The 24368-nt window shown below is 64.8% G+C and carries 17 protein-coding genes and 2 pseudogenes; 11 read left to right on the top strand and 8 right to left on the bottom strand.

Annotated features, from left to right (window positions below):
• Positions 1–4: 4 nt before the first annotated feature.
• Positions 5–1384 carry an MFS transporter gene (locus tag QFZ70_RS00180; RefSeq protein WP_307093521.1) on the bottom strand — a complete coding sequence of 460 codons (1380 nt, stop codon included), beginning with the start codon at positions 1382–1384 and terminating at the stop codon, positions 5–7.
• 154 nt (positions 1385–1538) lie between these two features.
• On the opposite strand from QFZ70_RS00180, the gene QFZ70_RS00175 reads away from it, so the two are divergent.
• Entirely contained in the window at positions 1539–2393 is an 855-nt protein-coding gene (locus tag QFZ70_RS00175) for a LysR family transcriptional regulator (RefSeq protein WP_307093520.1), read from the top strand.
• A 176-nt stretch (positions 2394–2569) separates the two neighbouring features.
• The gene (locus QFZ70_RS00170) at positions 2570–2887 is read left to right on the top strand and encodes a hypothetical protein (RefSeq protein ID WP_307093519.1); all 318 of its coding nucleotides are present in this window, start codon (positions 2570–2572) and stop codon (positions 2885–2887) included.
• 88 nt (positions 2888–2975) lie between these two features.
• Here the strand turns inward: QFZ70_RS00170 and QFZ70_RS00165 are convergent, their stop codons facing one another.
• A complete protein-coding gene (locus QFZ70_RS00165; protein WP_307093518.1) occupies positions 2976–6491 on the bottom strand; it encodes a proline dehydrogenase family protein in 3516 nt (1171 codons plus the stop codon).
• A gap of 374 nt (positions 6492–6865) precedes the next feature.
• On the bottom strand, positions 6866–8329 hold the full coding sequence (locus QFZ70_RS00160) for an amino acid permease (protein ID WP_307093517.1): 1464 nt from the start codon (positions 8327–8329) through the stop codon (positions 6866–6868).
• Between the two features lie 151 nt (positions 8330–8480).
• Here QFZ70_RS00160 and QFZ70_RS00155 point away from each other — a divergent pair, with 151 nt between their 5' ends.
• From QFZ70_RS00155 to QFZ70_RS00140, 4 genes are all read left to right on the top strand, one after another.
• Positions 8481–9395 carry a LysR family transcriptional regulator gene (locus tag QFZ70_RS00155; RefSeq protein ID WP_307093516.1) on the top strand — a complete coding sequence of 305 codons (915 nt, stop codon included), beginning with the start codon at positions 8481–8483 and terminating at the stop codon, positions 9393–9395.
• Between the two features lie 99 nt (positions 9396–9494).
• Positions 9495–9920 carry an aspartate 1-decarboxylase gene (gene panD / locus QFZ70_RS00150; RefSeq protein ID WP_307093515.1) on the top strand — a complete coding sequence of 142 codons (426 nt, stop codon included), beginning with the start codon at positions 9495–9497 and terminating at the stop codon, positions 9918–9920.
• 67 nt (positions 9921–9987) lie between these two features.
• Complete coding sequence (locus QFZ70_RS00145; protein WP_307093514.1) at positions 9988–10914, top strand: AEC family transporter; 927 nt, start codon at positions 9988–9990, stop codon at positions 10912–10914.
• A gap of 10 nt (positions 10915–10924) precedes the next feature.
• Entirely contained in the window at positions 10925–12058 is a 1134-nt protein-coding gene (locus QFZ70_RS00140; protein ID WP_307093513.1) for an FAD-dependent oxidoreductase, read from the top strand.
• A 12-nt stretch (positions 12059–12070) separates the two neighbouring features.
• Here the strand turns inward: QFZ70_RS00140 and QFZ70_RS00135 are convergent, their stop codons facing one another.
• Both QFZ70_RS00135 and QFZ70_RS00130 read right to left on the bottom strand, forming a co-directional pair.
• Entirely contained in the window at positions 12071–13471 is a 1401-nt protein-coding gene (locus QFZ70_RS00135; protein WP_307097755.1) for an MFS transporter, read from the bottom strand.
• A 64-nt stretch (positions 13472–13535) separates the two neighbouring features.
• Positions 13536–14525, bottom strand: a complete 990-nt coding sequence (locus tag QFZ70_RS00130) for an LLM class flavin-dependent oxidoreductase (RefSeq protein WP_307093512.1) — start codon at positions 14523–14525, stop codon at positions 13536–13538.
• A 140-nt stretch (positions 14526–14665) separates the two neighbouring features.
• Here QFZ70_RS00130 and QFZ70_RS00125 point away from each other — a divergent pair, with 140 nt between their 5' ends.
• Both QFZ70_RS00125 and QFZ70_RS00120 read left to right on the top strand, forming a co-directional pair.
• A complete protein-coding gene (locus tag QFZ70_RS00125; RefSeq protein WP_307093511.1) occupies positions 14666–15538 on the top strand; it encodes an aldo/keto reductase in 873 nt (290 codons plus the stop codon).
• Positions 15539–15589: 51 nt separating this feature from the next.
• Positions 15590–16288, top strand: a complete 699-nt coding sequence (locus QFZ70_RS00120) for a type 1 glutamine amidotransferase domain-containing protein (protein WP_307093510.1) — start codon at positions 15590–15592, stop codon at positions 16286–16288.
• Positions 16289–16375: 87 nt separating this feature from the next.
• On the opposite strand, the gene QFZ70_RS00115 is transcribed toward QFZ70_RS00120, so the two are convergent.
• Complete coding sequence (locus QFZ70_RS00115) at positions 16376–18700, bottom strand: chromosome segregation ATPase (RefSeq protein WP_307093509.1); 2325 nt, start codon at positions 18698–18700, stop codon at positions 16376–16378.
• 326 nt (positions 18701–19026) lie between these two features.
• Here QFZ70_RS00115 and QFZ70_RS00110 point away from each other — a divergent pair, with 326 nt between their 5' ends.
• From QFZ70_RS00110 to QFZ70_RS00100, 3 genes and pseudogenes are all read left to right on the top strand, one after another.
• Positions 19027–20007 (top strand): ABC transporter substrate-binding protein, encoded by a 981-nt coding sequence (locus QFZ70_RS00110; protein WP_307093508.1) that lies wholly within the window; start codon positions 19027–19029, stop codon positions 20005–20007.
• 133 nt (positions 20008–20140) lie between these two features.
• Positions 20141–21199 carry an LLM class flavin-dependent oxidoreductase gene (locus QFZ70_RS00105; protein ID WP_307093507.1) on the top strand — a complete coding sequence of 353 codons (1059 nt, stop codon included), beginning with the start codon at positions 20141–20143 and terminating at the stop codon, positions 21197–21199.
• Positions 21200–21288: 89 nt separating this feature from the next.
• A pseudogene (locus QFZ70_RS00100) lies at positions 21289–21705 on the top strand (TetR family transcriptional regulator C-terminal domain-containing protein); the annotation flags it as partial.
• Between the two features lie 201 nt (positions 21706–21906).
• Here QFZ70_RS00100 and QFZ70_RS00095 read toward each other — a convergent pair.
• Together QFZ70_RS00095 and QFZ70_RS00090 are read right to left on the bottom strand one after the other, a co-directional pair.
• A pseudogene (locus tag QFZ70_RS00095) lies at positions 21907–23269 on the bottom strand (NtaA/DmoA family FMN-dependent monooxygenase).
• 10 nt (positions 23270–23279) lie between these two features.
• Positions 23280–24368 carry an LLM class flavin-dependent oxidoreductase gene (locus tag QFZ70_RS00090; protein ID WP_307093506.1) on the bottom strand — a complete coding sequence of 363 codons (1089 nt, stop codon included), beginning with the start codon at positions 24366–24368 and terminating at the stop codon, positions 23280–23282.

The raw sequence follows: 24368 nt of genomic DNA, 5'->3' as shown, positions 1-24368 counted from the left end.
GCCGCTAAGCCGCGGCCCGGCGCGCGATCTGCACCGGACGGCGCCGGTCCTTCAAATCCACCCTGAGCAGCAGCGAGCCTTTCCGGGCAAGGACGACGGCGACGGTCAGGGCAGCGAGCGCCGGGACTCCCCCGGCAACCAGCAAGGCCACGTGCGGGCTGGCGTGCTCCGAGAGCCAACCGAGCATCGGCCCGCCGATCGCCTGGCCGCCGATCAGCACCATGATGTACAGGCTCATGACCCGGCCACGAATACTGAGGTTCGAGCTCACCTGGACAAGCTGGTTGGAACCCGTCAGGAACATCAGGCACCAGAATCCGGACAGCACCATCACCGCCCCGAACACCGGCATCGACGGCGCCAGGGCCGCAAGGCAGAGCATGACTCCGTACATACCGGCGCAGAACACCACGGAGCGGAGCCTCAACTGGCGGCGCCGGGTGGACGCCACCGCTCCCGCTAACGCGCCGAGAGCCACGAGGGCATTCAGCAGCCCGTAGCCGCCGGCGCCGACGTCAAAGACGTGATCGGCGAAAGCAGCCAGCACTACCGGCAGGCTCATCGCAAACACCGCAATGAATCCGGCCATCAGCCACGGCCAGTAGATGGTGGGCTTGCTGAGGGCGTAGCGGAGTCCCTCCCGGAGCATGCCCTTGCTCTTGGGGGCCGGGGTGCTGACATGCAGCTGGTCCTTCCGCAGGATCAGGAGCATGGCCACCGTTGAACAACAGGCGGCGGCGTTGCCGGCGAATGCCCACCCTGCCCCCACCGCGGTGAGCAGCCAGCCGGCGAGGGCGGGACCGATCAGGCCGCCTAGTTGGAACGTGGTGGAGTTGACACTGATCGCATTGCGCAGGTACTTCGGACCCACGAGTTCATTGACGAACACCTGCCGGGCCGGCTGATCCAGCACGGTCACCAAACCGAGGACCAGGGCGATCAGGTAGACGTGCCAGGCCTCAACGGCGCCGGTCAGCGCAAGAACCGCGAGCGCGGCGGCCAGAATCGCGGCCATGCTCTGGCAGAGGATCAGGATCTTCCGTTTGGCGAACCTGTCCGCCACCATGCCGCCCCAGGGTCCCAGCAGCAGGGAAGGCAGGAACTGCAGCGCCACGGTGATCCCCACGGCCGTCACCGATCCGGAAAGCTGCAGGACCATCCAGTCCTGGGCTATCCGCTGCATCCAGATGGCGACGACAGCTATGAAGTGCCCGATCGCGAAGATCCGGAAGTTGGGGACCTTCAGCGAGATGAAGGTGTGTTTCCACGGAAGGTGTTCAGGCACGACGGCGAGGGGTTGGGTCTGGTGGTCCCGCGGTGCGGAGGCGGCTAAGTCAACAACGGGCTGGGTGATGGTTGCCGATGAAGGCGGTGGGGGTGCCACAGGAGTGTCCTCAAATTGCGGTCGGTCCGGGATGTGGTTAACGCTAGGCTGGGTGCAGGTCATTATGGAGCCGTATTGTAGCTATAACTCGCATTGCAAACCGCAATATGAGAACATCATTGCCCGTCGCCCGCCCCTTGCCACCGGAGTCAAAGTGTTTGAACCAGCCCAGCTGCGCTCCTTCCTGGCGGTCGCCGAAACCCTGAGCTTCACCAAGGCGGCGGAGCGGTTGGGCCTGGCCCAGCCCACCATCAGCCAGCACGTCCGCAAGCTGGAAACGGCCGCGAAGCGGGTGCTTATCACCAGGGATACCCGCGACGTCAGGCTGACGGACAACGGCGACGCGATGGCCGGGTTTGCGCGGAACATCCTCTCCGCCCACGACGCCGCAGCGCGGTACTTCTCCGGCTCTGCCATGCGCGGTAGGCTACGGTTCGGTACCGCTGATGACCTCGCCATCACCGGGCTCCCACGCATCCTTCGCGAATTCCGCCAGATCTATCCGCAGATCAACCTGGAGCTCACGGTCGGGCAGAGTGACCAGCTGTACCGGAAACTCAATGCAGGCCAGCTGGACCTCGTGTTTGTGAAATGGGTGGCCGGCGCCAAGGACGGCACGGTGGTCCAGCATGACTCCTTCTCCTGGGTGGGCCAGGAACAGACCGTGCTGGAACCAGGCGCGCCGGTCCCGCTGATCGCCTACCCCTCGCCCAGCCTGAGCCGCAAACTCGCCATCGATGCGTTGGAGTCCCACGGCAGGACCTGGCGCATCACCTGCACCACGCGGCAGATCAGCGGCGTCCTGGCCGCCGTCCGGGCGGGCATCGGGGTCGCGGTGATGCCCTCCTCCCTGGTCCCCGACGACCTGAAGATCATCACGCGGCGCTTTGACCTGCCGGCAGTAGGTGACGTGGACTTCACCCTGATCCGCAACCCCTTGGCCAACTCCGAGGTGATCGACGCACTGACGCAGTCCATCGTGGGCAGGACCATCAACCGGCCTGCCTGAGGCCGCGGCCGGAGCACCCCAAGCCGGGGGACGCTGAGGAGGGAAGACAACCCGTTCTCCATTGATGCCGGAAGCACGCATAACCTATGCTGGTTTTCCCATGGTCAAGCAGCTGGCCAGTTCTTCAATACGAGTGCGCCCCGCCTACCAAGTTGCGTGCTCGGGACAGGCAGCCAATGACGACAGCCAAGAACACCCATCTCAGCTCTGCACATGCCCGCCCGCATAACACTGCACGGCCCCAAGCCACCCGCCGTTCCAACCTTGGCTCCGGGCTGGCCACGACGGACTCCGGATACGTGGGCAAGCCCACCTGCGACAAGTGCCGCACGGACGAGTTCATCTACCTGGAGTCCTTCATTCCGCCGACATACCGGCGCGACGGTTCCGTCGCTTCCCTGGGCGAAGCCGCCTACACCTGCACACGCTGCGAGCAGTTTTCCGCCCACAGCGTGCCCGTGACCTGGTCACCGCCAGGTTGGTACCTGGGCTGAGGACTGCCGACCAGCAGTACAACGAAGGCCGGGCGGTCACCATAAAGGTGACCGCCCGGCCTTCCGCTTTGTTATGCAGGGAACGAAGCTAGATCAGGGCGTCCGAGAGGTGGTTCGGGGTGCCGAACCGGTGCGCGGTGATGCTGACGGCCTGTTCATGCAGGAACGGCAGCAGTTCCACACGGCCCGCCTCCGTGACCGGGTGAGCATAGACAGCAAGGTCAGGACGGCCGCCCGTCGTCTTCGCCAAGGCAGCGGGGTTCCCGCCGATCAGGCGGATGCGTGCGCCGGAAAGCTTGCCCGCAGAAGCGAGGTGGCCAACGGCAGCCAGCCACTCGCCGTCGGACTCAACCTTGACGTCGATATCCAGCGCGGTGAGGACCGGGCGCAGCTGGGCGGGAAGCTCGACGGCGGTGGACACCGTCAGCTCCGATCCCGCCAGCACGCCGGCTGCTACGGTCCGGACCAGGTGCGCGAGCGGTGCACCTTCGGACAGCCGTACCGTAACCGGCAGGCTGCGGTACCGGAAGATGTTGCGCTCCGCGCTGAGGCCCGAAACGTCCTTGGCCGCGCCGAACTCCTCAGCCCAGGCCTTCGCGTCGGATGCCAGGGCGCGCTGGACGGACTCAAGTTCGGCAGGCTCCAGGGCGGCGCCGGCGGCGTTGATGATCCGGCGGACCCCCGGGTGGGTGACAGCAGCCGTGGCGGTGCTCGTGGCGGCAGTCCAGTCGCCCAGGCCCACCAGGTAGTTGGGTCCGCCGGCCTTGGTGCCCGCACCCACTGCCGACTTCTTCCAGCCGCCGAACGGCTGGCGCTGCACGATGGCTCCGGTGATGCCGCGGTTCACGTACAGGTTTCCGGCCTGGATGGTCTCCAGCCAGACGCCCAGCTCCTCCGAGTTCAGGGAGTGCAGGCCGGCGGTGAGGCCGTACTCGATCTGGTTCTGAATGGCGATGGCCTCTTCCAGCGTGTCCGCGGTCATCACGCCCAGGACCGGTCCGAAGAATTCGGTCAGGTGGAAGTAGGAACCGCGCTTGACGCCGTTGCGAACGCCGGGGCTCCAGAGTCGGCCGGTGTCATCCAGCTTCTTCGGTTCGACGGCCCAGTTTTCACCGTCGCCCAGGGTGGTGAGGGCGTTGAGGAGCTTGCCGTTCGCGGGCTCGATGATCGGGCCCATCTGGCTGGTGGGATCCTCGGGGTAGCCCACCTTCAGGGAGGTGACGGCGTCGATCAGCTGGTTGTGGAACCGCTTGGATTTAGCCACCGAGCCAACCAGGATCACCAGCGAGGCGGCGGAGCACTTCTGTCCGGCGTGGCCGAAGGCGGAGTAGGCAACGTCCTTGGCAGCGAGGTCCAGGTCGGCGCTGGGGGTGACGATGATGGCGTTTTTGCCGCTGGTCTCGGCGAGGAGCGGCAGGTCCTGGCGGAAGGACCTGAACAACTCAGCGGTCTCATAGCCACCGGTGAGGATCACGCGGTCAACGGCCGGGTGTGCAATCAGCTGCTTGCCGAGTTCCCGCTCACCGAGCTGAACCATGGTCAGCACGTCGCGGGGCACGCCGGCTTCCCAGAGCGCCTCCACCATTACCGCACCGCTGCGGGCGGCCTGCTTGGCGGGCTTGATGACGACGGCGGAACCGGCGGCAAGTGCTGCGAGGGTGGATCCTGCCGGGATGGCAACCGGGAAGTTCCACGGCGGAGTGACCACGGTGAGCTTGGCGGGGACGAACGTGGCGCCGTCGACCTCGTCCAGCTTGCGGGCCGACTCGGCGTAGTAGTGGGCAAAGTCCACCGCTTCGCTGATCTCGGGATCGCCCTGGTCGATGGTCTTGCCGGTTTCGCTGGCCATGACCTCGAGCAGGTCCGCGCGGCGGGCCTCCAGGACGTCGCCGGCGCGGTGCAGGATCTCCGCGCGCTCGTCGCCGGAGAGCTTGCCCCAGGCTTTGCCCTTTTCGACGGCGGCGGCAATCACAGTGTTGAGGGTGGCCTCGTCACTGATGGATGCTGCAGCAACGGAAGCATTACCCAGCGTCGAGGACGGAACACGTCCCAGGATGGCGCGGCCCCAGTCCCGGTTGGCAGGCAGGGACGGGTCGGTGTCCGGGGTGTTTTCGAAGCCGCTGTGGGCCATCGGGACCGGCGGCAGGCTGCGGTTCTGCTGCCGGTTGGCCGGCGGAATCGCGTTGTCCAGCGCTGTCAGCGAAGCAAGGAAGCGCTGCTTCTCGCGTTCGAACAGGACTTCGTTTTCGCTCAGCTCGAAGACCGCCGACATGAAGTTGTCCTGGCTGGCCCCCTCTTCGAGGCGCCGGATCAGGTAGGCGATGGCGACGTCGAACTCGGCCGGGTGCACCACCGGGGTGTAGAGCAGCAGCGAGCCGACGTCCTTCTTGACGGCTTCGGCCTGGCCCTGGGCCATGCCCAGCAGCATCTCGAACTCGATGCCCTGCTGTGCGGTGTCCGCGATGCCGCGCTGCTTGGCCAGGAGCCAGGCGAAGGCGATGTCGAACAGGTTGTGCCCGGCCACGCCGATCCGGATGTTCTTGATGCGCTCCGGGTGCAGGGCGTAGTTGATGACGCTCTTGTAGCTGGTGTCGGAATCCTGCTTGGTGCCCCAGGTGGCGAGCGGCCAGTCATGGAGTGAGGATTCCACCTGCTCCATAGGCAGGTTGGCGCCCTTGACCACGCGGACCTTGATGGCGGCGCCGCCGTGGGCGCGGCGCTCGGCGGCCCAGTCCTGCAGGCGGATCATGGCTGAAAGGGCGTCCGGGAGGTACGCCTGGAGCACGATGCCGGCCTCGAGGTCCTTGAACTCGGGCTTGTCCAGGATTCTGGTGAAGACCGCGATGGTCATGTCCAGGTCCTTGTACTCCTCCATGTCCAGGTTGATGAACTTGGCCTTGCCGCCGCCGGCGGCAAAGGAGTTGGCGCGCTGAAACAGCGGGGTGAGCTTTTCGACGACGTGTTCCACGGCTTCGTCGAAGGCCCAGGCGGAGTGCGGGGCCACGGTGGAGGACACCTTGATGGAAACGTAGTCCACGTCAGGGCGGGCCAGCAGGGTGTGTGTGCCTTCGAGCCGGCGGGACGCCTCGTGTTCACCCAGGACAGCCTCGCCGAGGAGGTTGACGTTGAGCTTGATGCCGTCCTTGCGGATTTTGGCGATCGCCGGGCCCAGCTTGGCCTCGGTGGCGTCCACAATCAGGTGGCCCACCATTTCGCGCAGGACCTTGCGGGCGATGGGGATAACAACGTGCGGCATGACCGGAGCCATGGTTCCGCCAAGCTGGACCGCGCGTCGCATGTACCAGGGCAGGAACGCAGGGACCTTAGGGGCCAGTGCAGCGAGGTTGCGGGCGGCGACGTTCAGGTCTTCGGGACGGACCACGCCGTCGACGAAGCCGACGGTGAATTCGAGGCCGTTAGGGTCCTTCAGCACACCGGCGAGCTGCTGTGCTGACGCATCCACGGGAACCTTGGACGCTTCAGTCAGCCAGTGGCGGACCAGCGCGACGGCTTCGTTCGCCAATGCCTTCGCCTGCGGCACATCGACGTCGACGGTCTGCGCTGTTCCCGTCGCAACTCCGGGCTCCATTGCAATGTGGGTCATGGCTTTTTCTCGTTCTTTCCTGTGGTTCGGAGAGGTCTTACCCCCAGTATGAACTGTCGCTCACATAAGATAAAGCGATCTTTCCTAAGCAATACAGGTTAGAAAAAATGAAGTTTCCAGGACGTCCTCAATACCGTCAGACGCGTGCTCGCTAACGGCGGTTCGGAGGTCAACCCGCGCTCTCTTTTGGTGCTCAAAACCCAAACGCCCGCTCACCCAACAGCCATTAAATGGAGCAGCCCCTCCCGCACAGATGTGCAGGAGGGCTGGCTGGCCAAGCGCCGGGGTGAGCGGGCGTTCCCGGAAAAGCCGCCAAAGGAGAGCGGGCGTCGCCGGAAAAGCCGCCACAAGTGAGCGCGCGTCGAAAGGATGGGTCAGCGGAGAGGTCGGTGCATCTCCACAATCTCCTCGTGCCGCGGGCTGTTCGGGTTCATCAGCGAGTTCTTCTTGCCATAGAAGAAGTAGATGGCCAGGCCGATGATGAGCCATACGCCGAAGCGCGCCCAGGTTTCCCAGTGCAGCTGGAACATCAGGAACGCCGAGGACAGCACACCGAAGGCCGGGATGACCGGCATCAGCGGCAGGCGGAAGGTGCGCGGGGCATCCGGGCGCTTGTACCGGAAGATGATCACCGACAGGCAGACGACGACGAACGCTGCCAGGATGCCGATGTTGGTCAGGTCCGCCACTTCCTTAATGGGGAACACACCGGCAAGGAAGGCGGAAGCGACGCCGGCGATCCACGTGACGCGTTGCGGCGTGCCGTGGCGGTCCGTCTTGGCGAACCAGCCGGGCAGCAGCCCGTCGCGGCTCATGGCGAACCACACGCGGGTGACGCCCAGGAGGAATGTCAGCATCACGGTGAGGATGGACAGCACCGCAAAGACCGAAATAATGGTGGCGATAACGGGCAGGCCCACACCGGTGAAGGCGGACGCGAAGCCCGCAGTCGGGTCGATGTCGCGGTAGTTCTGCATGCCGGTCAGCACCAGGGTAGCTGCGACATACAGCAGCATCGCCACAATCAGGGACAGGATGATGGCCTTGGGCATGTGCTTCTTGCCGTCCGTTGCCTCTTCCGCCGCAGTACTCATGGCGTCGTAGCCAAACACAGCGAAGAAGACGGTGGCGGCGCCTGCCAGGACAGGGCCGAAGCCGCTGGGCATGAACGGGTTGTAGTTGTTGGTGTCGATGTAGAAGACGCCGAGCCCGATGATAAAGAGGATCAGGATGACCTTGATGGCCACCGCCACCAGCTCAAACCGGCCGAACGCCTTGGTCCCGCGGGAAAGGATCCAGGTCACCAGGAGGCAGACCAGGATGGCGGGGATGTTAACGATGCCGCCCTTGCCCTCGTCCGCAGTGGAAGTCATCCAGACCGGCAAGTGGATGCCGATGCCGGAGAGGAACGCTTCAAGGTAACCGGAGATGCCGATGGCCACCACTGCCACGATGGCGATGTATTCCAGCAGGAGGTCCCAGCCGATGAACCAGCCGATGATTTCGCCCAGCGCCACGTATCCGTAGGTGTAGGCAGAACCCGCACGGGGAATCATGCCCGCGAACTCCGCGTAGGACAGCGCCGCGGCCGCCGAAGCGAGGCCTGCCACCAGGAAGGAAATCAGCACGGCGGGCCCCACCCCGGGCGTGCCTTCACTGCCTGCTGCCACCAGCCCCGCAAGGGAAAAGATGCCGACGCCGATAATGCCGCCTACGCCGATTGCCGTAAGCTGCCACAGCCCGAGTGACTTGAAGAGGCCACTGTGTTTATTTTCTTCCTCAATGTCGTCGATGGGCTTGCGCCTCAGGACCGACTGGCTCATATCTCTAGTGCTCATCAGGAACTCCTGCTTGGGTGCGACCCCGCCGCGGCACGCCCGCAGGCGCAGTGACGGGGGTAACTCGATCCCAACAGTATGCAAGCATGCTTGCATTAGATAAAGTGACTACTTCTAACCTATATTCGTTAGTTTCAGTTAGGAATTCCCTATGCTCGACGTCCGCCGTCTCCGGCTGCTCCGTGAATTAAGCATCCGGGGGACGCTCGCGGAGGTGGCGGACGCACTCCAGTACAGCCCGTCGTCCGTATCGCAGCAGCTTGCCCTGCTTGAGAAGGAAGTGGGCGTGGAGCTGCTCCGGAAGACCGGGCGCCGGGTGCAGCTCACGCCGCAGGCAGAAGTGCTGGTAGCGCACACGGCGAGCCTGCTGGAAACCATGGAACAAGCGGAAGCGGACCTGGCGGCTTCCCTGACCACCGTCACGGGGACCGTCCGGATCGCGGTTTTCCAGTCAGCGGCCCTTGCGCTGATGCCGGACACGCTGACCAGGATGGCCAAGGCCTACCCGGAAGTCCGCATCGAGATGATCCAGCGCGAACCAGAAACAGCACTGCATGAGACGTGGGCACGCGACTTCGACCTGGTGATCGCCGAGCAGTATCCAGGGCACGCGGCGCCGCGTTATCCGGAGCTGGACCGGATCAAGCTGACCATGGACGCCATCCGGCTGGCAGTCCCGACGGAGTCCGACGGCGGACCCGCCGTCCGCTCGCTCGAAGACACCGCGGAACTTGCCTGGGTTATGGAACCGCGGGGTGCCGCCTCCCGCCATTGGGCGGAGCAGGCGTGCCGCAGCGCGGGGTTCGAGCCGGACGTCCGGTACGAAACGGCTGACCTGCAGGCGCAGATCCGCCTGATCGAGTCCGGCAATGCTGTGGCGCTGATGCCGGACCTGGTGTGGACCGGCCGCGGCACCACCGCCCGGCTGCTGGAACTTGCGGGCAAACCGCACCGCACCATCTTCACCTCCGTGCGCCGTTCCAGCGTCAAGCGGCCCGCCATCCTCGCCGCCCGGGAAACGCTCGCTGCCGCCGCAGAAGCCGTGGCGGGGAACGACGCCGGGTGACCAGCCGCCGTCGTACGCTTCTGTTCCCTGAGCGAGGCACTTCCTGGTGTTCCTTACGTCACTGCGCGGGCGGGCCCCCGGCGCTAGACTGATGCCGTTATGAATCGAACAATGTTCAAGTCCAAAATCCACCGGGCCACCGTCACGCATGCTGACCTGCACTACGTCGGTTCCGTCACCGTGGACCTGGACCTGCTCGATGCTGCCGACATCCTTCCCGGCGAGCTTGTGTCCATCGTGGACATCACCAACGGCGCCCGGTTGGAAACGTACACCATTGCCGGTGAGCGCGGTTCCGGTGTCATCGGCATCAACGGCGCAGCCGCTCATCTGATGCACGAAAACGATCTTGTCATCCTGATTACCTATGCCCAGATGACCACAGAAGAGGCCAAGGCCTACGAGCCCAAGGTGGTCCACGTGGACGAAAACAACCGGGTGATCCAGCTGGGCAACGATCCCGCCGAGGGCCTGACTCCGGGGATGATGCGCCCCCCGTTTGCCCTTAACAACGCTGCTCTCTAACCCGGAGCGTGCGTCCCGGTACCTGCCTCCGCCGCGCCCTGTGGGTTAATTCGCAGCGGCCTATCCCTTGTTAGGGGTACTGGCAGGTTTCTTTGTGGTCTGGTGCATCATCCTGGTGGGCTGGTTCGTGGGCCGGCAAAAGATCCTGGGCGATAACGCACGCCAGGTCCTCAGCTCCCTCACCTTCTTTGTGGCCAGCCCGGCGCTCCTTTTTGAAACGCTGAGCAAGGCGCGCCTCGCCGAAGTCTTCGCAGCTCCGCTGCTGGTGGCTGCCGTCTCGGCCATCGCCACCGCCGCCATATTTTTCGCGATCGCCAGGTTCTGGTTGAAACGCTCCCTGTCAGAGTCCCTGATGTCCTCGATGGCGGCCTCACTGGTCAACTCGGCCAACCTGGGTATTCCCATCGCAGTGTACGTCCTGGGCGATGCGAGCTACGTGGCGCCGCTGCTGATCTTTCAGTTGGCCTTCTTCACGCCGCTGTTCCTGATGATCCTGGATTCAAGCACCAGTTCGCACCGCACCACGCCCCTCAGCTTTGTGGTGATGATCCTGAAGAACCCCATGATCGTGGGCTCCGCACTGGGGTTGCTGGTAGCCGGCACCGGCTGGCAGGTTCCGCCGCTGGTCATGGAGCCCATCCACCTGATCGGCGGCGCGGCAATCCCGGCGATGCTGATCGCTTTTGGCATGAGCCTGAACGGCAGCCGCCCGCTGCAGGCCTCCGCGGCCCGCCGGGTGGACACCCTGCTGGCCAGTGCCTTCAAACTGGCAGTCCAGCCGGTGCTGGCGTACCTCTTCGCACGGTTCGCGCTGGGGCTGGACGGCCATGTCCTGTTCGCCGTGGTGGTTACCTCGGCGCTGCCGACGGCGCAGAATGTTTTTGTGGCTGCCAGCCGTTACAAAACGGGCCTTACCGTCGCCAAGGACACCGTGCTGATTACTACCGTGGTGGCGGTTCCGGCGATGATTGGCGTGGCGCTGCTGCTGACCTGATGGGAGATTGATGGGAACAATGCTGGACACAGTGGTGATCGGTGGCGGAGCCATGGGTTCGGCCGCAGCCTGGGCGCTGTCCCGCCGCGGCCGCCAGGTGACGCTGGTGGAGCAGTTCGGGCTGGGACACAAGATCGGGGCCTCGCACGGCAGCACCCGCAACCTCAACCCCGGCTACCATCGGCCGGAATACGTGGCCATGCTGGCCGAAGGTTTGAGCCTGTGGGAGGACCTGGAGCAGGAGAGCGGCGAACAACTGCTGGCCCGGACGGGAATCGTCAACCACGGCCCGGACCCCCGGCTGCCGGAAGTTGCCGCGGCATTGAACCAGGCAGGCATCCGTGCTGAGTTCCTGTCCCCGGCCGAGGCAGGGGAGCGCTGGCGCGGCATCCGCTTCGACCAGCAGGTGCTGCATATGCCCGACGGCGGCCAGCTCAACCCGGAGGCTGCCTTGCCCGCCTTGCAGCGGCTCGCCACAGCCCGGGGCGCCGAGATCCGACACCATACCAAAGTGGTTGAGCTCCAGGTGATGGCGGACGACGTTCGGCTCACTTTGGAGTCGGCCGCGGGCATCGAGGTGGTCACTGCGGGGCAGGTGGTTGTTACCGCAGGTGGCTGGACCGAAAAGCTGCTGGCCGGCGCCGGCGGAAGCACGGGCTTGCGGATTCCTAAGCTGCGGGTCACCCAGGAACAGCCGGCGCACTTCCGCGTGGTGGACCAGGGCGCCACGTGGCCCGGGTTCAACCACATGCCGGGCATAGGCGCGCAGTACAAGGACTGGTACTCCCCCGTGTACGGGATGCAGACTCCGGGTGAGGGGATCAAGGCCGGCTGGCATGGCGTGGGACCGGTGGTGGATCCGGACCGGCGCTCCTTCCAGCCGGAGCCCGCCCAGCTTGCCGCCCTGCAGGACTATGCACGGGCGTGGCTGCCCGGCGTCGACGCTGACTCGTTCGAGGCCATCAGCTGCACCTACACCACCACCCCGGACGAGGACTTCATCCTGGACCGGATCGGGCCCGTGGTGATCGGCGCCGGGTTCTCCGGGCACGGGTTCAAGTTCACTCCCGTTGTCGGGCGGATCCTCGCGGACCTCGCTACCGGCAACCGGCCAGCCCCGGAAATTTTCCGCGCATCCCGCTAGCCCACGCCACGCTCAGCGGCGGGAGCTGCCTTCGGCGTCGCTGGCGACAGGTTCGGCGTCGGCCTGGCCTGGCTCCCCCGCCTTCACCGCGGGCATTGCCAGCACTGCCGCCACGGTGAGGATGCCTGCCGCCAGCGCCGCCAGGAAGACCGCACCTGAAGCGGCGACGACGGCGGGCACGTCACCCTCCCCCGCCGTGTTCGCGTAGATTGCGTTGGCCACGGCACCAAACACGGCCACACCAAGTGCGCTGCCGATGGACCGCGCGAACATGTTGGTGCTGGTCACAACGCCGCGTTCATTCCACTCCACGCTGGACTGGGCAGCGATCAGGGTTGGCGTGGCAACCAGGCCAAGGCCGAGTCCCACAACGAAGCAGCTGGCAGCGACCAGCACCTCGTTGGGAGTGGCCGCAGTGAGTGCCAGGGCCAGGAGGCCAACCACGGTGATGGAGATACCGATGAGCGCGGTGGGTTTGAACCCGATCCGCAGGTAGAGGCGCCCGGCCTGCGAGGCGCTGATCGGCCACCCGAGGGTGAGCGCTGCGAGAGCCAGGCCGGCAATCAGGGGCGACGTGGACAGCGCCCCTTCCAGGAACGTGGGCACGTAGGAGGTCAGCCCGATCATTACCGCCCCTACTCCGAAGGACACCAGCGCAGTGGTGCCAAGAAGCCGCCGCGATACAACCCAGGACGGCAGGACAGGCTCCGCCGCGCGCCGCTCCACCACCAGGAACAGCGCCAGCAGCAAGCCGCCGACGGCAAAGATGCCAATGCTGACAGGGGAATTCCACTCCCACCCCTGGCCGCCCTCGAGGGCGCCAAGGATCAGCAGGCCAAGTGAAACCGCCAGCAATGCCGCCCCGGTGTAGTCCACTTTGTGCTTGGCGCGGTCAACGTTCTCGTGCAGGGTTCGGAGCAGCATCCACCCGGCCAGCAGGCAGAGCGGAACGTTGACCAGGAAGATGCCGCGCCAGATCCCCAGCGAGGAGAAGATGCCGCCGAGGCTGGGCCCCACCACGGACGAGACCGCCCACACACTGGCCAGGTAGCCCTGGACCTTGGCACGCTCCTCAACCGAATAGATGTCACCGGCGATGGTGATGGACACCGGCAGCACGGCACCCGCGCCGAGTCCCTGGAGCGCCCGGAAAGCGATCAGGGCGGGCATGCTCCAGGCGATCCCGCAGAGGATTGAACCGAGCAGGAACAGCCCGATGCCGGCCAGGATGATCGGCTTGCGGCCAACCATGTCCGAAAGCTTGCCGTAAATGGGAACGGAGACGGCCTGGGCCAAAAGGTATGCGGAGAAGAGCCAGGGGAATGACTCAAACCCGCCAACATCGCGGACGATTGACGGAACGGCGGTGGCCACGATGGTGGAATCGATGGCCACCAGTCCGGTGGACAGCATCAGTGCAATGAGGATGGGACCGCGTTTGGAGCGGAACCCCACGCCCTCGCTGGTGGGTGCCACGCTAGACCCGGGCCAGTCCGGCTGCCTGCGCGAGCAGTTCCACGGAACGCAGCCGAGAATCGGTACCCGTGCTTTGGTGCGCCACGATGAGTTCGTCGGCGTCGGCATGCGCGCCAAAGCTTTCCAGGTAATCCATCACGACGTCGGGCGTACCCACCGCAGAGTAGGTCATCATCTGCGCGACGTGCTGGCCCTGCGGGGAGTCGAGGATCATGTCCGCTTCGTCGTCGGTGAACTCCCGGCCCCCTCCGAAGAACAGGGAGACCCTGGCGCGCTTGGTCTCCTGCAGCATGGCCTGCGCCTCAGAGGCGGAATCAGCGGCAATCACGTTCACGCCCGCGATGACGTGCGGCGCATCCAGCTGGGCCGAGGGCTTGAACTCGCGGCGGTAAAGGGCCACCGCATCCTGCAGCGCGTTGGGGGCAAAATGCGAGGCGAAGGCGTACGGCAGGCCAAGCTGGGCGGCCAGGCGCGCGCCGAACAGGGACGAGCCCAGGATGTACAGCGGGACGTCGGTGCCCTTGCCCGGGGTGGCTTCCACGCCTTGAATCCGGGTGGGCCCGGTGAGGTAGCCCTGGAGCTCCAGGACGTCCTGCGGGAAGCTGTCCGCGGACATCGGGTCACGGCGCAGCGCGCGCATGGTGTTCTGGTCGCTGCCGGGGGCGCGGCCGAGGCCGAGGTCGATCCGGCCGGGGTGCAGGGTCTCCAGGGTGCCGAACTGCTCTGCGATGGTCAGCGGCGAGTGATTGGGGAGCATAACTCCGCCGGCGCCGAGCCGGATGCTCTCCGTATGGGCGGCGACGTGGGCGATCAGGACGCTGGTGGCGGAGGAGGCGATGGAGGACATGTTGTGGTGTTCGGCGTACCAGACCCGCCGGTACCCAAGCTTCTCGGCGCTCTGCGCCATGGCCACGCTGCCCGCGAAACTCTCTGCCGCCGTCTGGCCCTTGCCGATGGTTGCCAGGTCAAGAATGGAGAGGGGAAGAGCCACGGTGGGAGCCGACCTTTCAGAACGTTACGTAGAGTTCGCCGGCCGGGTCGCGCCGGGCACTCATTGCATAACCACCGCGGTGCCCGTCTTATTTCTGTGACGTTCGGAATACTCAGCACCCTTATGAGGTTGCCGCCCCCATGAGCCTAGACACAACGAACCAGTTGGAACTGTCCGCGACTATTGACCTGAAGGACCTCGGGACCGTGCACCGGCTCGGCTTCGGTGCCATGCGCATCGTGGGCGAGGGCGTCTGGGGCGAGCCCGCTGACCGCCGCACCGCCGTGGAGGTGGTGCGCCGCGCCGTCGAACTCGGTGTGGACTTCATCGATACCGCAGACTCCTATGGCCCGAACATCAGCGAGGAAATCCTGGCCGAGGCGCTGCACCCGTACAAGGAAGGGCTGAAGATCGCCACGAAAGTGGGCTTCACGCGGACCGGCCCCGGCAAGTGGATCCCCGTGGGCCGGCCGGAATACCTGCGCCAGCAGACCGAGCTGAGCCTGCGGAAGCTTAAGGTGGACACCCTGGACCTGCTGCAGCTGCACCGGATCGATCCGAAGGTGGATGCTGAAGAGCAGTTTGGCGTGCTCCGCGAACTCCAGGACGAGGGCAAGGTCCGGGCGCTGGGCCTCTCGCAGGTGGGCGTGGAGGAACTGGAAGCGGCCGGCAAGCATTTCACCGTTTCCACTGTCCAGAACCGCTACAACCTGACGGACCGGAGCTCCGAGGATGTGCTGCGGTACTCGGAGGAGAACGGGATCGGCTTCATCCCTTGGGCGCCCATCTCCGCGGGAGACCTTTCGCAGCCGGGCGGACCGCTGGACGAGGCCGCGAAGCGGCTGGGTGCCACCACCTCGCAGGTGGCACTGGCATGGCTGCTGCGCCGCTCCCCGGTGATGATGCCCATCCCCGGCACTGGCTCCCTGGAGCACCTTGAGGAGAACATGGCTGCTGCGGGCGTCACGCTCGATGACGATACCTACGCGGAACTCGAAGCCGCAGGCCAGTAAATCCCGCAAGACCAACTAAATCCCGCAGGACCGACAGACAGGAGCAGCACCATGGCAAATATTCTGATGGTTGTTTCAGCAGCAGATTCGCTCACCATGAAGGACGGCAGCGAACACCCCACCGGTTTCTGGGCCGAGGAGCTGGTGGTAGCCCACCAGACACTGCTCGAGGCTGGCCACACCGTCCATATTGCGACCCCGGGCGGCGTCCGGCCCACCGTGGACCAGGTTAGCCTGGCTGCCGAATCGGCTGGTGGCGAGGAAAGGGCAAGAGGCTTCCGGGACTACCTCGCGTCAATCGATAGCGAGCTGCAGCACCCGTTGGTGCTGGCCGGCGTCGGCATCTCTTCCTATGACGCCGTGGTGATGCCCGGTGGCCACGGCCCCATGACCGATCTGTACAAGGACGCCGACCTGGGCCGGCTCCTGGCGTCCGCAGACAGTGACGGCAAAATCATTGCGCCGTTCTGCCACGGTCCCGCCGGGCTGCTGAGTGCAACGGACAACGACGGCAGGTTTGTTTTCGCCGGCCGACGCCTGACGGTTTTCACCAACGAGGAGGAGCTGGGCGGCGGCACCGGTGAGAACACGCCGTGGCTCGTTGAGGACGCACTGAGGGACAAAGGCGCCGTCATCGAGAACGCGGCAGCTTGGACATCCCACGTGGTCCGCGACGGCAACCTCATCACCGGCCAGAACCCGCAGTCCAGCGAGGACGTGGCCAAGGAGGTCATCAAGGCGCTGGGCTAGTATTACTCGGTTCGCAAGGAAGTGGCCCGATATGGTTAACCGGGCCACTTCCTGCGGGGCACGTCCTTGCGCACCGCGCTTATGAGGTCAGGCGCAGCCGCCGTTAGCAATGGTCGGATCTATGGCCCTGATCTGGTTTTGCACGTTTGCCAGCTGAAGCTGCAGGTTGGCCACCACGGTCCTCTGTGCCTCCGCTGCGTCCCTTTTTACACCCTTCGCCGTCAGCAGGTCTCGAAGTTTCGCCTGGGCGGCCGTAAGTTGTCCGTCGAGGGTTGTGAGCTGCGCCTGCAAGGACGAGAGGTTTGCCTCTGCGGCGCTGATCTCACCGTTGAGCTTATCGAGCAGGGTCAGCAGGGGGTTCACTTGGTTCTGCAGGCCCACGATCTCGTTCTCTTTGCTCGTAATCTGACCGTTCAGCGTCGTGAGGTCCGCAGCCAGCCTTTCGCCGACCTCGTTGAGCGAACCAATCTGACCCGTCTTATCGGAAACCGCCTTGTTGGCATCGTCGACGGCCTTCTGAAGGACCGGGAGCTCCTCGTGCAGACCTGCCAGCTCTGCCTGCTTCGCTTCCACTGCCGCGTCCGCATCTTCCTGGGCTTTTTGCGCTTCAGCCAGGGTGGACTTACGTGACTCCAGCACTTTCTCCTGCTCGGCGATGGCGGCCAGCGCTTCCTCAACGTCGCTGTCCAGTCCCGGCAGTGCTTCTTGGAGGTGGAGCACTACATCTTCTTGGTAGGCAACAGCACGTGCCGCAGCCGCGGCCGCATCCCGGAGCGCAGGCAGCCCGTCCTGGAGGGTGGTCAGCTCCGCTTGCTTGACAGCGACGTCGCCGTTCGCCAGATTGACTGCATCCTGCAGCCCAGCGATCTGAGCGTTGAGCGCCGCGATATCAGCTTCCTTGGAAGTGACCGCGGCATTTGCCGCCGTCAGCACATCCTGGAGGGGCTTGGCTTTCAGTTGCAGTGCACTGCTTTCCGTTTGCTTTGCCACCAACTGGGCGTTCAAGGTGTTGACGTCATTCTGCAGTTTAGTCAGGTCTCCCTGAAGCGCGGAGATCTGGGAGTTCTTGCTGGTGATCTGGGTGTTAACGGCGTTCAGCTCTGTTCGGAGCACAGGAAGCTTGTCCTCCGCCTCCTTCTTCAGGCCGTCGCGGTTGTCCTTGATAGCTTCATAACGCTTTATCTCGCTTTCAAGGAAGACCTTTTTAGCCTCGAGCGTTGTGAGCTCACCCTGTGCTTTGGTGAGTTCTGCCCGCTTGGCAGTAATTTGCCCATCAGCGGTGCTGATCTGCCCCTGGAGTGCTGTTATCTCGCTCGTGGTCGCCGTAATCCTCGCATTGTTGTCGTCCACTGCCTTGGCTGCCGCAGCGGCCTCTGTCTTAAGTCTGGCGAGATCTGTCTGGGCTGCGGCTATTGCAGCGTTCTTGGCGTCGAGGGCGGTTTTGGCATCGGCTGCGACGGTGTGCAAAGATCCGAGATCACCTTCGGCGGTGGTGATCTGGCCCTTCTTGACCGCGACTGCCTCTCTTGCAGCAGCCTCAACCCTCTGGGCATCCGCCAGAGTTTCTTCCGCCGCGGCGATCTTTTCCTTCTGGGCTTGAAGCGCGTCGCCCGCGTCGTCACCAGCTGCCTCGAGGACCACCAGGTCCTCCAGGGCCTTATTTACTTCCTGGTTCGCGGTCCCGACAGCGGCAGCTGCCTGCTCTGCCTGCGCAGTCAAGTTGTCCAGCTCGCCCTGGGCGTCCTGGATCTCTTTATTCTTCGCGGACACGTCTTCGGCAGCCTTTTGAGCAGCCTGTTCCAGCAAGTCCCGCTCTGTCTGGGCTGTGGCGAGCGCATCGCTGTTGGCTGCCTGGTCCACGGCCAACTGGTCAGCCTGGCTACGAAGGTCCGCCTTTGCATCCTCGGCGGCCGCGAGCTTTTCCTGGAGGGGTCCCAACTCGTTGACCGCGTCGGACTCCTGTGTTTCCAGGGTGGCGAGTGTCTTTTCAGCGTCCGAGATTTCGGCTTTGGTAGTTGATATATCCATCTCAAGTCCATCAATGTCACCCTGAGCGGCCGTTGCGTCTTGTCCCAACTGCTTTACCTCTGCATCAAGGTTGGCAATTTCCTTGTTGGTCTCCGCGATCTGGTTCGAAAGCGTCGTTGCACTGGATTCCAGTGCACGCCGCTCGGCCGTTAGGTTGGCAATGGCGTCAGCGTTCCTTTTCGCCGCGTTCTTCAGCAGGTTCTCCTGAACTGCCCCCCGGTGCGCCAACTGGTTCACCACACCGCTGCAGACGGAAGAATTGGACGTTGTTCCTGCCGCAACCGCCGGCTGGACCAGCACAAGGCTGGTGGTAAGCAGTCCGGGCAGCACAACAGCTGCGGCGAGACGGCGGGAAAGGACAGACTTTGACGCTGCAGTGCGCATGTGAACTCCTGTTGAGACCAATAAGCGGCCCACCCGGGCCGCTGCCTGAACCCACCGTAGGGGGCGACACAGGTTGAGCACACGCGTAATACCCCACCTGTCTTTGCTCCTCAACTACTCGCTTTCTTAACCAGTACTCGACGGGCACTACGTGGTTTCATCCGGGTACTCGCTTTCGAATATGACCACCGTGGTCCTCCCATGACCTGCCGTTACTCCCCGTATCTCCGGGTTGCAGCGCCTTTGATTCCCCGTCTGGCCCTGCCGCATAGTTGCCTCAACGAACGCGCTTCGATGCATCCGCTACCTACCTCCAAGGAGGAAAAATGGCCTTTCCCAAGGCAAAACCAGCCGGCGTCGCCCTCACCATCACGGCACTCTTGGCGCTCACTGCCTGCTCCGACCCCGGCGCGACGGCGGCGACAGCACCGACGTCGGGATCCTCCGCCGCCACGGCAGGCAAGGCGTTCAACCTGTCGCCGGAGCAGGACCGTTTCAAGGTTTCGGTCCACTCCGGAGCCGCCGCTCTGGTTCCGGACACCATCAAAGCCGATGGCAAGCTCACGGTTGTCAGCACTGGCGGCACGGCCCCGCTCAGCACCTTTGCCACGGACAACAAGACCCTGATCGGCAGCGAGGTGGACATCGCTTACGCGGTGGGCGAGACGTTGGGCCTGCAGGTCGAGGTCCTTCCCGTGGCCTGGGCTGACTGGCCCCTGGGCATTGAGTCCGCGAAGTACGAAGCCGTGCTGTCCAACGTGACTGTCACCGAAGCCCGCAAGGAAAAGTTCGACTTCGCCACTTATCGGAACGACCTGCTGGGCTTCTACGCGAAAAGCGATTCGGACATCGGCGAGATCAAAGAGGCCAAGGATGTTGCGGGCAAGCGCGTCATTGTTGGCTCCGGCACCAACCAGGAAGCCATCCTGGTGCGCTGGGACGAGGAGAACAAGAAGAACGGCCTGAAGCCGGTTGAGTTCCAGTATTACGACGACGATTCCGCCTCCACGCTGGCCCTGCAGTCCGGCCGTGCGGACCTGACGTTTGGACCGAATGCCGGGGCCGCCTACAAGGCCGCACTGGACGGTAAGAGCAAGGAAGTAGGCACCCTCAACGGCGGCTGGCCGCTGACCGCACAAATCGCCTTCACCACCAAGAAGGACAATGGCCTGGCCGCCGCAGCCCAGGCCGCACTGAATGAGCTGATTGAAAACGGCACCTACAGTAAGATCCTGGACCGCTGGGGCCTCTCGTCAGAGGCCATCCAGAAGTCCGAATTGAACCCGGCGGGCCTGCCCAAGCAGTAGGGAAGTCTGCCGACGAAGGGATCCCCGCCTCACTTCGGCAAGGCGGGGATCCTTCACGCTTTTGGCAACAGAACCGCCACGTCCGTGCGCATATTCTAAGACGGAGCCGCACCCCCGACTTTCAAGGATCCCCATGCCCCACCCCACCCGTCCCTTGCGCAAGCTTGGATTCCTCACTATTGGCCTGTTCGATCCGGCGGATCCCGCCTCGGGCCACGAATCCACTTTGCAGATCATCGAACGCGGCGAGCAGCTTGGATTCGACAGCGCCTGGCTGCGCCACCGCCATCTGCAGTTCGGGATCTCCTCCCCCATCGCGGTGATGGCTGCCGCCAGCCAGCGCACCTCCCGGATTGAGCTTGGAACCGCCGTCACCCCGCTGGGCTGGGAAAACCCCTTGCGCCTGGCCGAGGACCTGGCCACCGTGGACCTGCTCGCCGGGGGACGCATCAATCCGGGGCTGAGTGTGGGGGAACCAATGCACTACGACACGGTGAAGCACGAGCTGTACCCGGACACGTCAGAACTTGAGGACTTCAGCTACGCCCGCGTGGAGCGCCTTGCACGTCTGGTCGCAGGGGAAAGGGTGCGGAACTTTTCGGGCAGGCAAGGTGTGGTGGAGGAATTCTCCAACCGGGTCGAGCCGCACTCCCCGGGCCTGCGGGATCGCCTCTGGTATGGGGCCGGCAGCTGGAAGTCGGCCGTCTGGGCCGGGGCGAATGGTTTCAACCTGCTCTCCAGCAGTGTGATCTTCCCCGAAGCGGATCAGGAACCGGACTTCGCCCTCGTTCAGCAATCACAGATTCGTGCCTTCCGTGAGGCCGCCGCAACGTCAGCCCAAGCGCAGGGACCGGCCCGTGTGTCGCAGGGCTTGGTGGTCATCCCCACCGATTCGGCGTCACCGGGACAGCGGGAGAAGTACCAGCGGTACGTCGAGGAACGCACGCCCCGCACACGGGCGCCGCAGGGGCCAAAAGGCATGATGTTCGCCCCGGACCTCATCGGCACCAGCGATCAAATTGCCGAGCAGCTGTACGCGCATGCAGGATTCCAGGAAGTGGATGAGGTGGCGTTCGCACTCCCCTTTAGCTTTGACCACGAGGACTACCTCCAGATCCTTACCGACATCGCCGGCAGGTTGGGTCCTGCCCTGGGATGGGCTCCGGCGGAGGTTCGGCAAGACTCACCGTAACCGCCCATGACCTAATCCGCCCTGCCACCCACCCTGAAAGTGCACGGCGGGCAGGTTCGGCCCTAGTCTGGCCAGATGGGGACCAATAGATCCGGGCGGCCCTGCACCGGGTAGACGAGCACGACCTTAAACTGGTCGCACCAGACCCATCGTCGGCCCCGGACGAACAGTTGCGCAAGGCCCTGCGGCGGGTTGCGGGCACCGAACTGCTGACCACACGGTACCTGTCCCTGCGACTGCACCTTTGGGCCCTCGCGCAAGCCGATGAGGACTACGCAGAGATTAATGCTGCAGCTTTTGACCGGTATCTCGACGGGCTCGCTTCGCTGGTGTCCAATGCCGTCCCCGGGCTCCCATGGGAGCAATGCAGGGAACGGGCAGCCGATATTGTCATCGTACAAAACGGCATGTGGCTCACCGCGCTTCTTGGCATAGACAAGGCAGCCATCCAGAGAAGTATTGCCCGCACCGAGCAGATCGCGTTCGCCCCGCAGCGGGACCAATAGCCGCAGCCAGGGCGCACGGCTGCCGGAGCGCATCGGTCGTCAGGCTTCGCCTTGCGGGCAGCGTCAGTCGAAACCGAGCGGAGGCCAAAGTACCTTAGATCTGCAGCTCCCATACAGTCAGCTGCAGCCTGACGCTCCCCAGGGAAGGGTCGACGACTGCACTCTCAGTACCGTCGTCCCTTTCCCTGTAGCCGGCCGCGCTCATAATGCCCGGACTGCCTCGGCAGGCACCGGCGCCGCGAGCCCGAGGTTTTCACGCAGGGTGCTGCCCCGGTACTCGGTGGGGTAGACGCCGCGCTCCTGCAGTTCCGGCACCAGGTGGTTCACGATGTCGTCCAGGCCGGTGGGAATAAGCCACGGGGAGATGTTGAAACCGTCCACCGCACCAACCCGCGCATATTCAGCCAATTGATCGGCCACTCCCGAGTAGGAACCCGTGAAGGTGGCGTCCACGCGTGCTGTGCGGGAGGTGACAAACTGGCGGATGGAGAGGCCCTTGTCCTTGGCCTCCGCCCGCCACTGGTCCGCCCAACTGCCTCGCCTTGGCTCCGTGGAAGCCGCTGCCGCGGGTCTCGGAGGTTTCCTCCACCACGGGATCTATCTCCGGGAGGGGCCCGTCCGGATCGTACCCGGACAGCTCGCGGCCCCAGAACTGCTCCAGGTACGCCACGGCCTGCTGCGGGCCGATCTGCAGGCTGCGCACCCACTCCTTCTTTGCGGCAGCTTCCTGCGCGGTGGGTGCCAGGATGAATTCGCTTGCAGGCATGATCTGCACGGCGTTGGCACCGCGGCCGGCAGCCAGTGAGCGTGCCACGAGATCCTTGCGGAATTCCACGGCGGCTTCGAACTTCGGGTGGGCCGAGAAGATGACGTCCGCCTGGCGGGCGGCGAAGTCGCGGCCTTCCGGGGAGTCACCCGCCTGGAACAGCACAGGCCGGTACTGCGCGCTCCGGGGCAGCCGCGGCGTCACGTCCACAGTGTAGTGCTGCCCTTCATGGCGCACCCGGCGCCCCGGCCCTTCCGCGGTTTCCCAGGAATCCCAGATGCGCTTGGCCGTCTCAACGAATGCTTCGGCGTGCTTGTACCTGTCGGCGTGGTCCAGGTATCCCCCGCGCCGGAAGTTGGCGCCGGTCCACGCGTTGTCCGTGGTCACGATGTTCCAGGCGGCACGGCCACCGGAGATGAGGTCCAGGGAGGCGAGCCGGTGCACCAAGTCCGCGGGATCGTTGTAGGTGGTGTTCTGGGTGGCCACGAGGCCGATGTTTTTGGTGACAGATGCCAGGGCGGCCAGCATGGTCTGGGCGTCCGGCCTTCCCACTACGTCCAGCGCGTGCGGGCGCCCCAGGTGCTCGCGCAGGCGCAGGCCTTCCCCCAGGAAAAAGGCCGCAAACAGCCCGCGCTCAGCGGTCTGCGCGATTCGGCGGAATGATTCGAAGTCGGTCTGCGAGCCGGATTCGGCCGCCTTCCAGATGGTGCCGGAGTTGACGCCCTGGAAAAAGACCCCGAACTGGATCTTGCCGCTCGGCGTGAACGTGTGGGATTTAGCACTGCTGTGCTGCGTCATGGTCTTCCCCTTAGTTTCCGGCGGCTGCGGCCGCGGCTGAGTCTGCGTGGCGGCTGGCCGGGCGCGTCAGTCCCAGCAGGTCGCGGAAGGTGCCGTCCTGCACCGGCGGCCGGAGGGCGCCCCGGCGCCGAAGCTCGGGAAGGACCAGCCGGCTAAGCTCGTCCAGCTCCAAGGCGAGCGACGCCGGGTGGAGACGGACGCCGTCGGCCTCCGCCAGCAGCGATTCGAGGAGGTCCGTGAGGCCGGCTGCAGTGCCGGCGTACTGGGCGCGGCCACGTTCCGAAGTGGCCACGCGCTCTGCGGCAGCCTGCCCGCGGGCATCAAGCACGACGTCGAGCTCGGCGATGATCGCCACGGACGCACCAAGGCGGCTTCGGACATCCCTGACTTCGGCGGCGAGCAATTCGGGCGTCGGTGCGGTGACGAGCACGGCATCCACGTCGTTCGCCAAAACCTGCCCGTGGCCCACCAATGACGACGCGGCAAGCACCGGCGGCTGCCCCTGCAGGGGCCTTGGAATGATGGACGGTCCCTTGACTGAATAGCCGCCGGGGAAATCGGCGGGGGTCTCAAAATCGACGTAGTGCAGCTTGTCCACGTCGATGTACCGGCCGGTGGCGACGTCGCGGATGACGGCGTCGTCCTCCCAGGAGTCCCAGAGCCGGCGTGACACCTCAATTGACGCGGCGGCTTCCTGAGCAAGCGCAGTGCCGCTGACGGAAGAACGCCCGACGGCGGCTGCCGCCTCGGGTGATTCCGCTGCGGTTGCGATCCACCCGGCCCGTCCGCCGGAGACGTAGTCGAGGCTGGCGAGCTGGGTGGAGACGTGGAACGGCTCGGTGTAGACCGTGTCCACCTCGGGGACCAGGGCGATGGTCCGGGTCACCGGCCCGGCGTAGGCTGCGCGCTGCAGGGCGTTGGCCCGGCCCGGAAGCGGTGAGTCCGTAAACGTGGCCACGTGGAACCCCGCGGATTCGGCGGCGAGGACGGCTTCGGCGAGTGTTGCGAAGTCCCCGCCGTTCCATCCGGCCCCGTCGAGCTCGATTGCCAGGAATCCAGCCGGTCGCGCTTCTGAGGTGTTCTTTTCCGTTGTGCTCAC

The sequence above is a fragment of the Arthrobacter sp. V1I9 genome, from assembly GCF_030817075.1.
GTDB lineage: Bacteria > Actinomycetota > Actinomycetes > Actinomycetales > Micrococcaceae > Arthrobacter.
This window is presented reverse-complemented; position numbering and strand designations above follow the sequence as displayed.

Coding starts and splice junctions, on each gene's coding strand:
- QFZ70_RS00170 (WP_307093519.1), top strand. CDS start 2,570: ATGACGACAGCCAAGAACACCCATCTCAGCTCTGCACATGCCCGCCCG.
- QFZ70_RS00165 (WP_307093518.1), bottom strand. CDS start 6,491: ATGACCCACATTGCAATGGAGCCCGGAGTTGCGACGGGAACAGCGCAG.
- QFZ70_RS00160 (WP_307093517.1), bottom strand. CDS start 8,329: ATGAGCACTAGAGATATGAGCCAGTCGGTCCTGAGGCGCAAGCCCATC.
- QFZ70_RS00155 (WP_307093516.1), top strand. CDS start 8,481: ATGCTCGACGTCCGCCGTCTCCGGCTGCTCCGTGAATTAAGCATCCGG.
- panD (WP_307093515.1), top strand. CDS start 9,495: ATGAATCGAACAATGTTCAAGTCCAAAATCCACCGGGCCACCGTCACG.
- QFZ70_RS00140 (WP_307093513.1), top strand. CDS start 10,925: ATGGGAACAATGCTGGACACAGTGGTGATCGGTGGCGGAGCCATGGGT.
- QFZ70_RS00135 (WP_307097755.1), bottom strand. CDS start 13,471: ATGCTGTCCACCGGACTGGTGGCCATCGATTCCACCATCGTGGCCACC.
- QFZ70_RS00125 (WP_307093511.1), top strand. CDS start 14,666: ATGAGCCTAGACACAACGAACCAGTTGGAACTGTCCGCGACTATTGAC.
- QFZ70_RS00120 (WP_307093510.1), top strand. CDS start 15,590: ATGGCAAATATTCTGATGGTTGTTTCAGCAGCAGATTCGCTCACCATG.
- QFZ70_RS00115 (WP_307093509.1), bottom strand. CDS start 18,700: ATGCGCACTGCAGCGTCAAAGTCTGTCCTTTCCCGCCGTCTCGCCGCA.
- QFZ70_RS00110 (WP_307093508.1), top strand. CDS start 19,027: ATGGCCTTTCCCAAGGCAAAACCAGCCGGCGTCGCCCTCACCATCACG.
- QFZ70_RS00105 (WP_307093507.1), top strand. CDS start 20,141: ATGCCCCACCCCACCCGTCCCTTGCGCAAGCTTGGATTCCTCACTATT.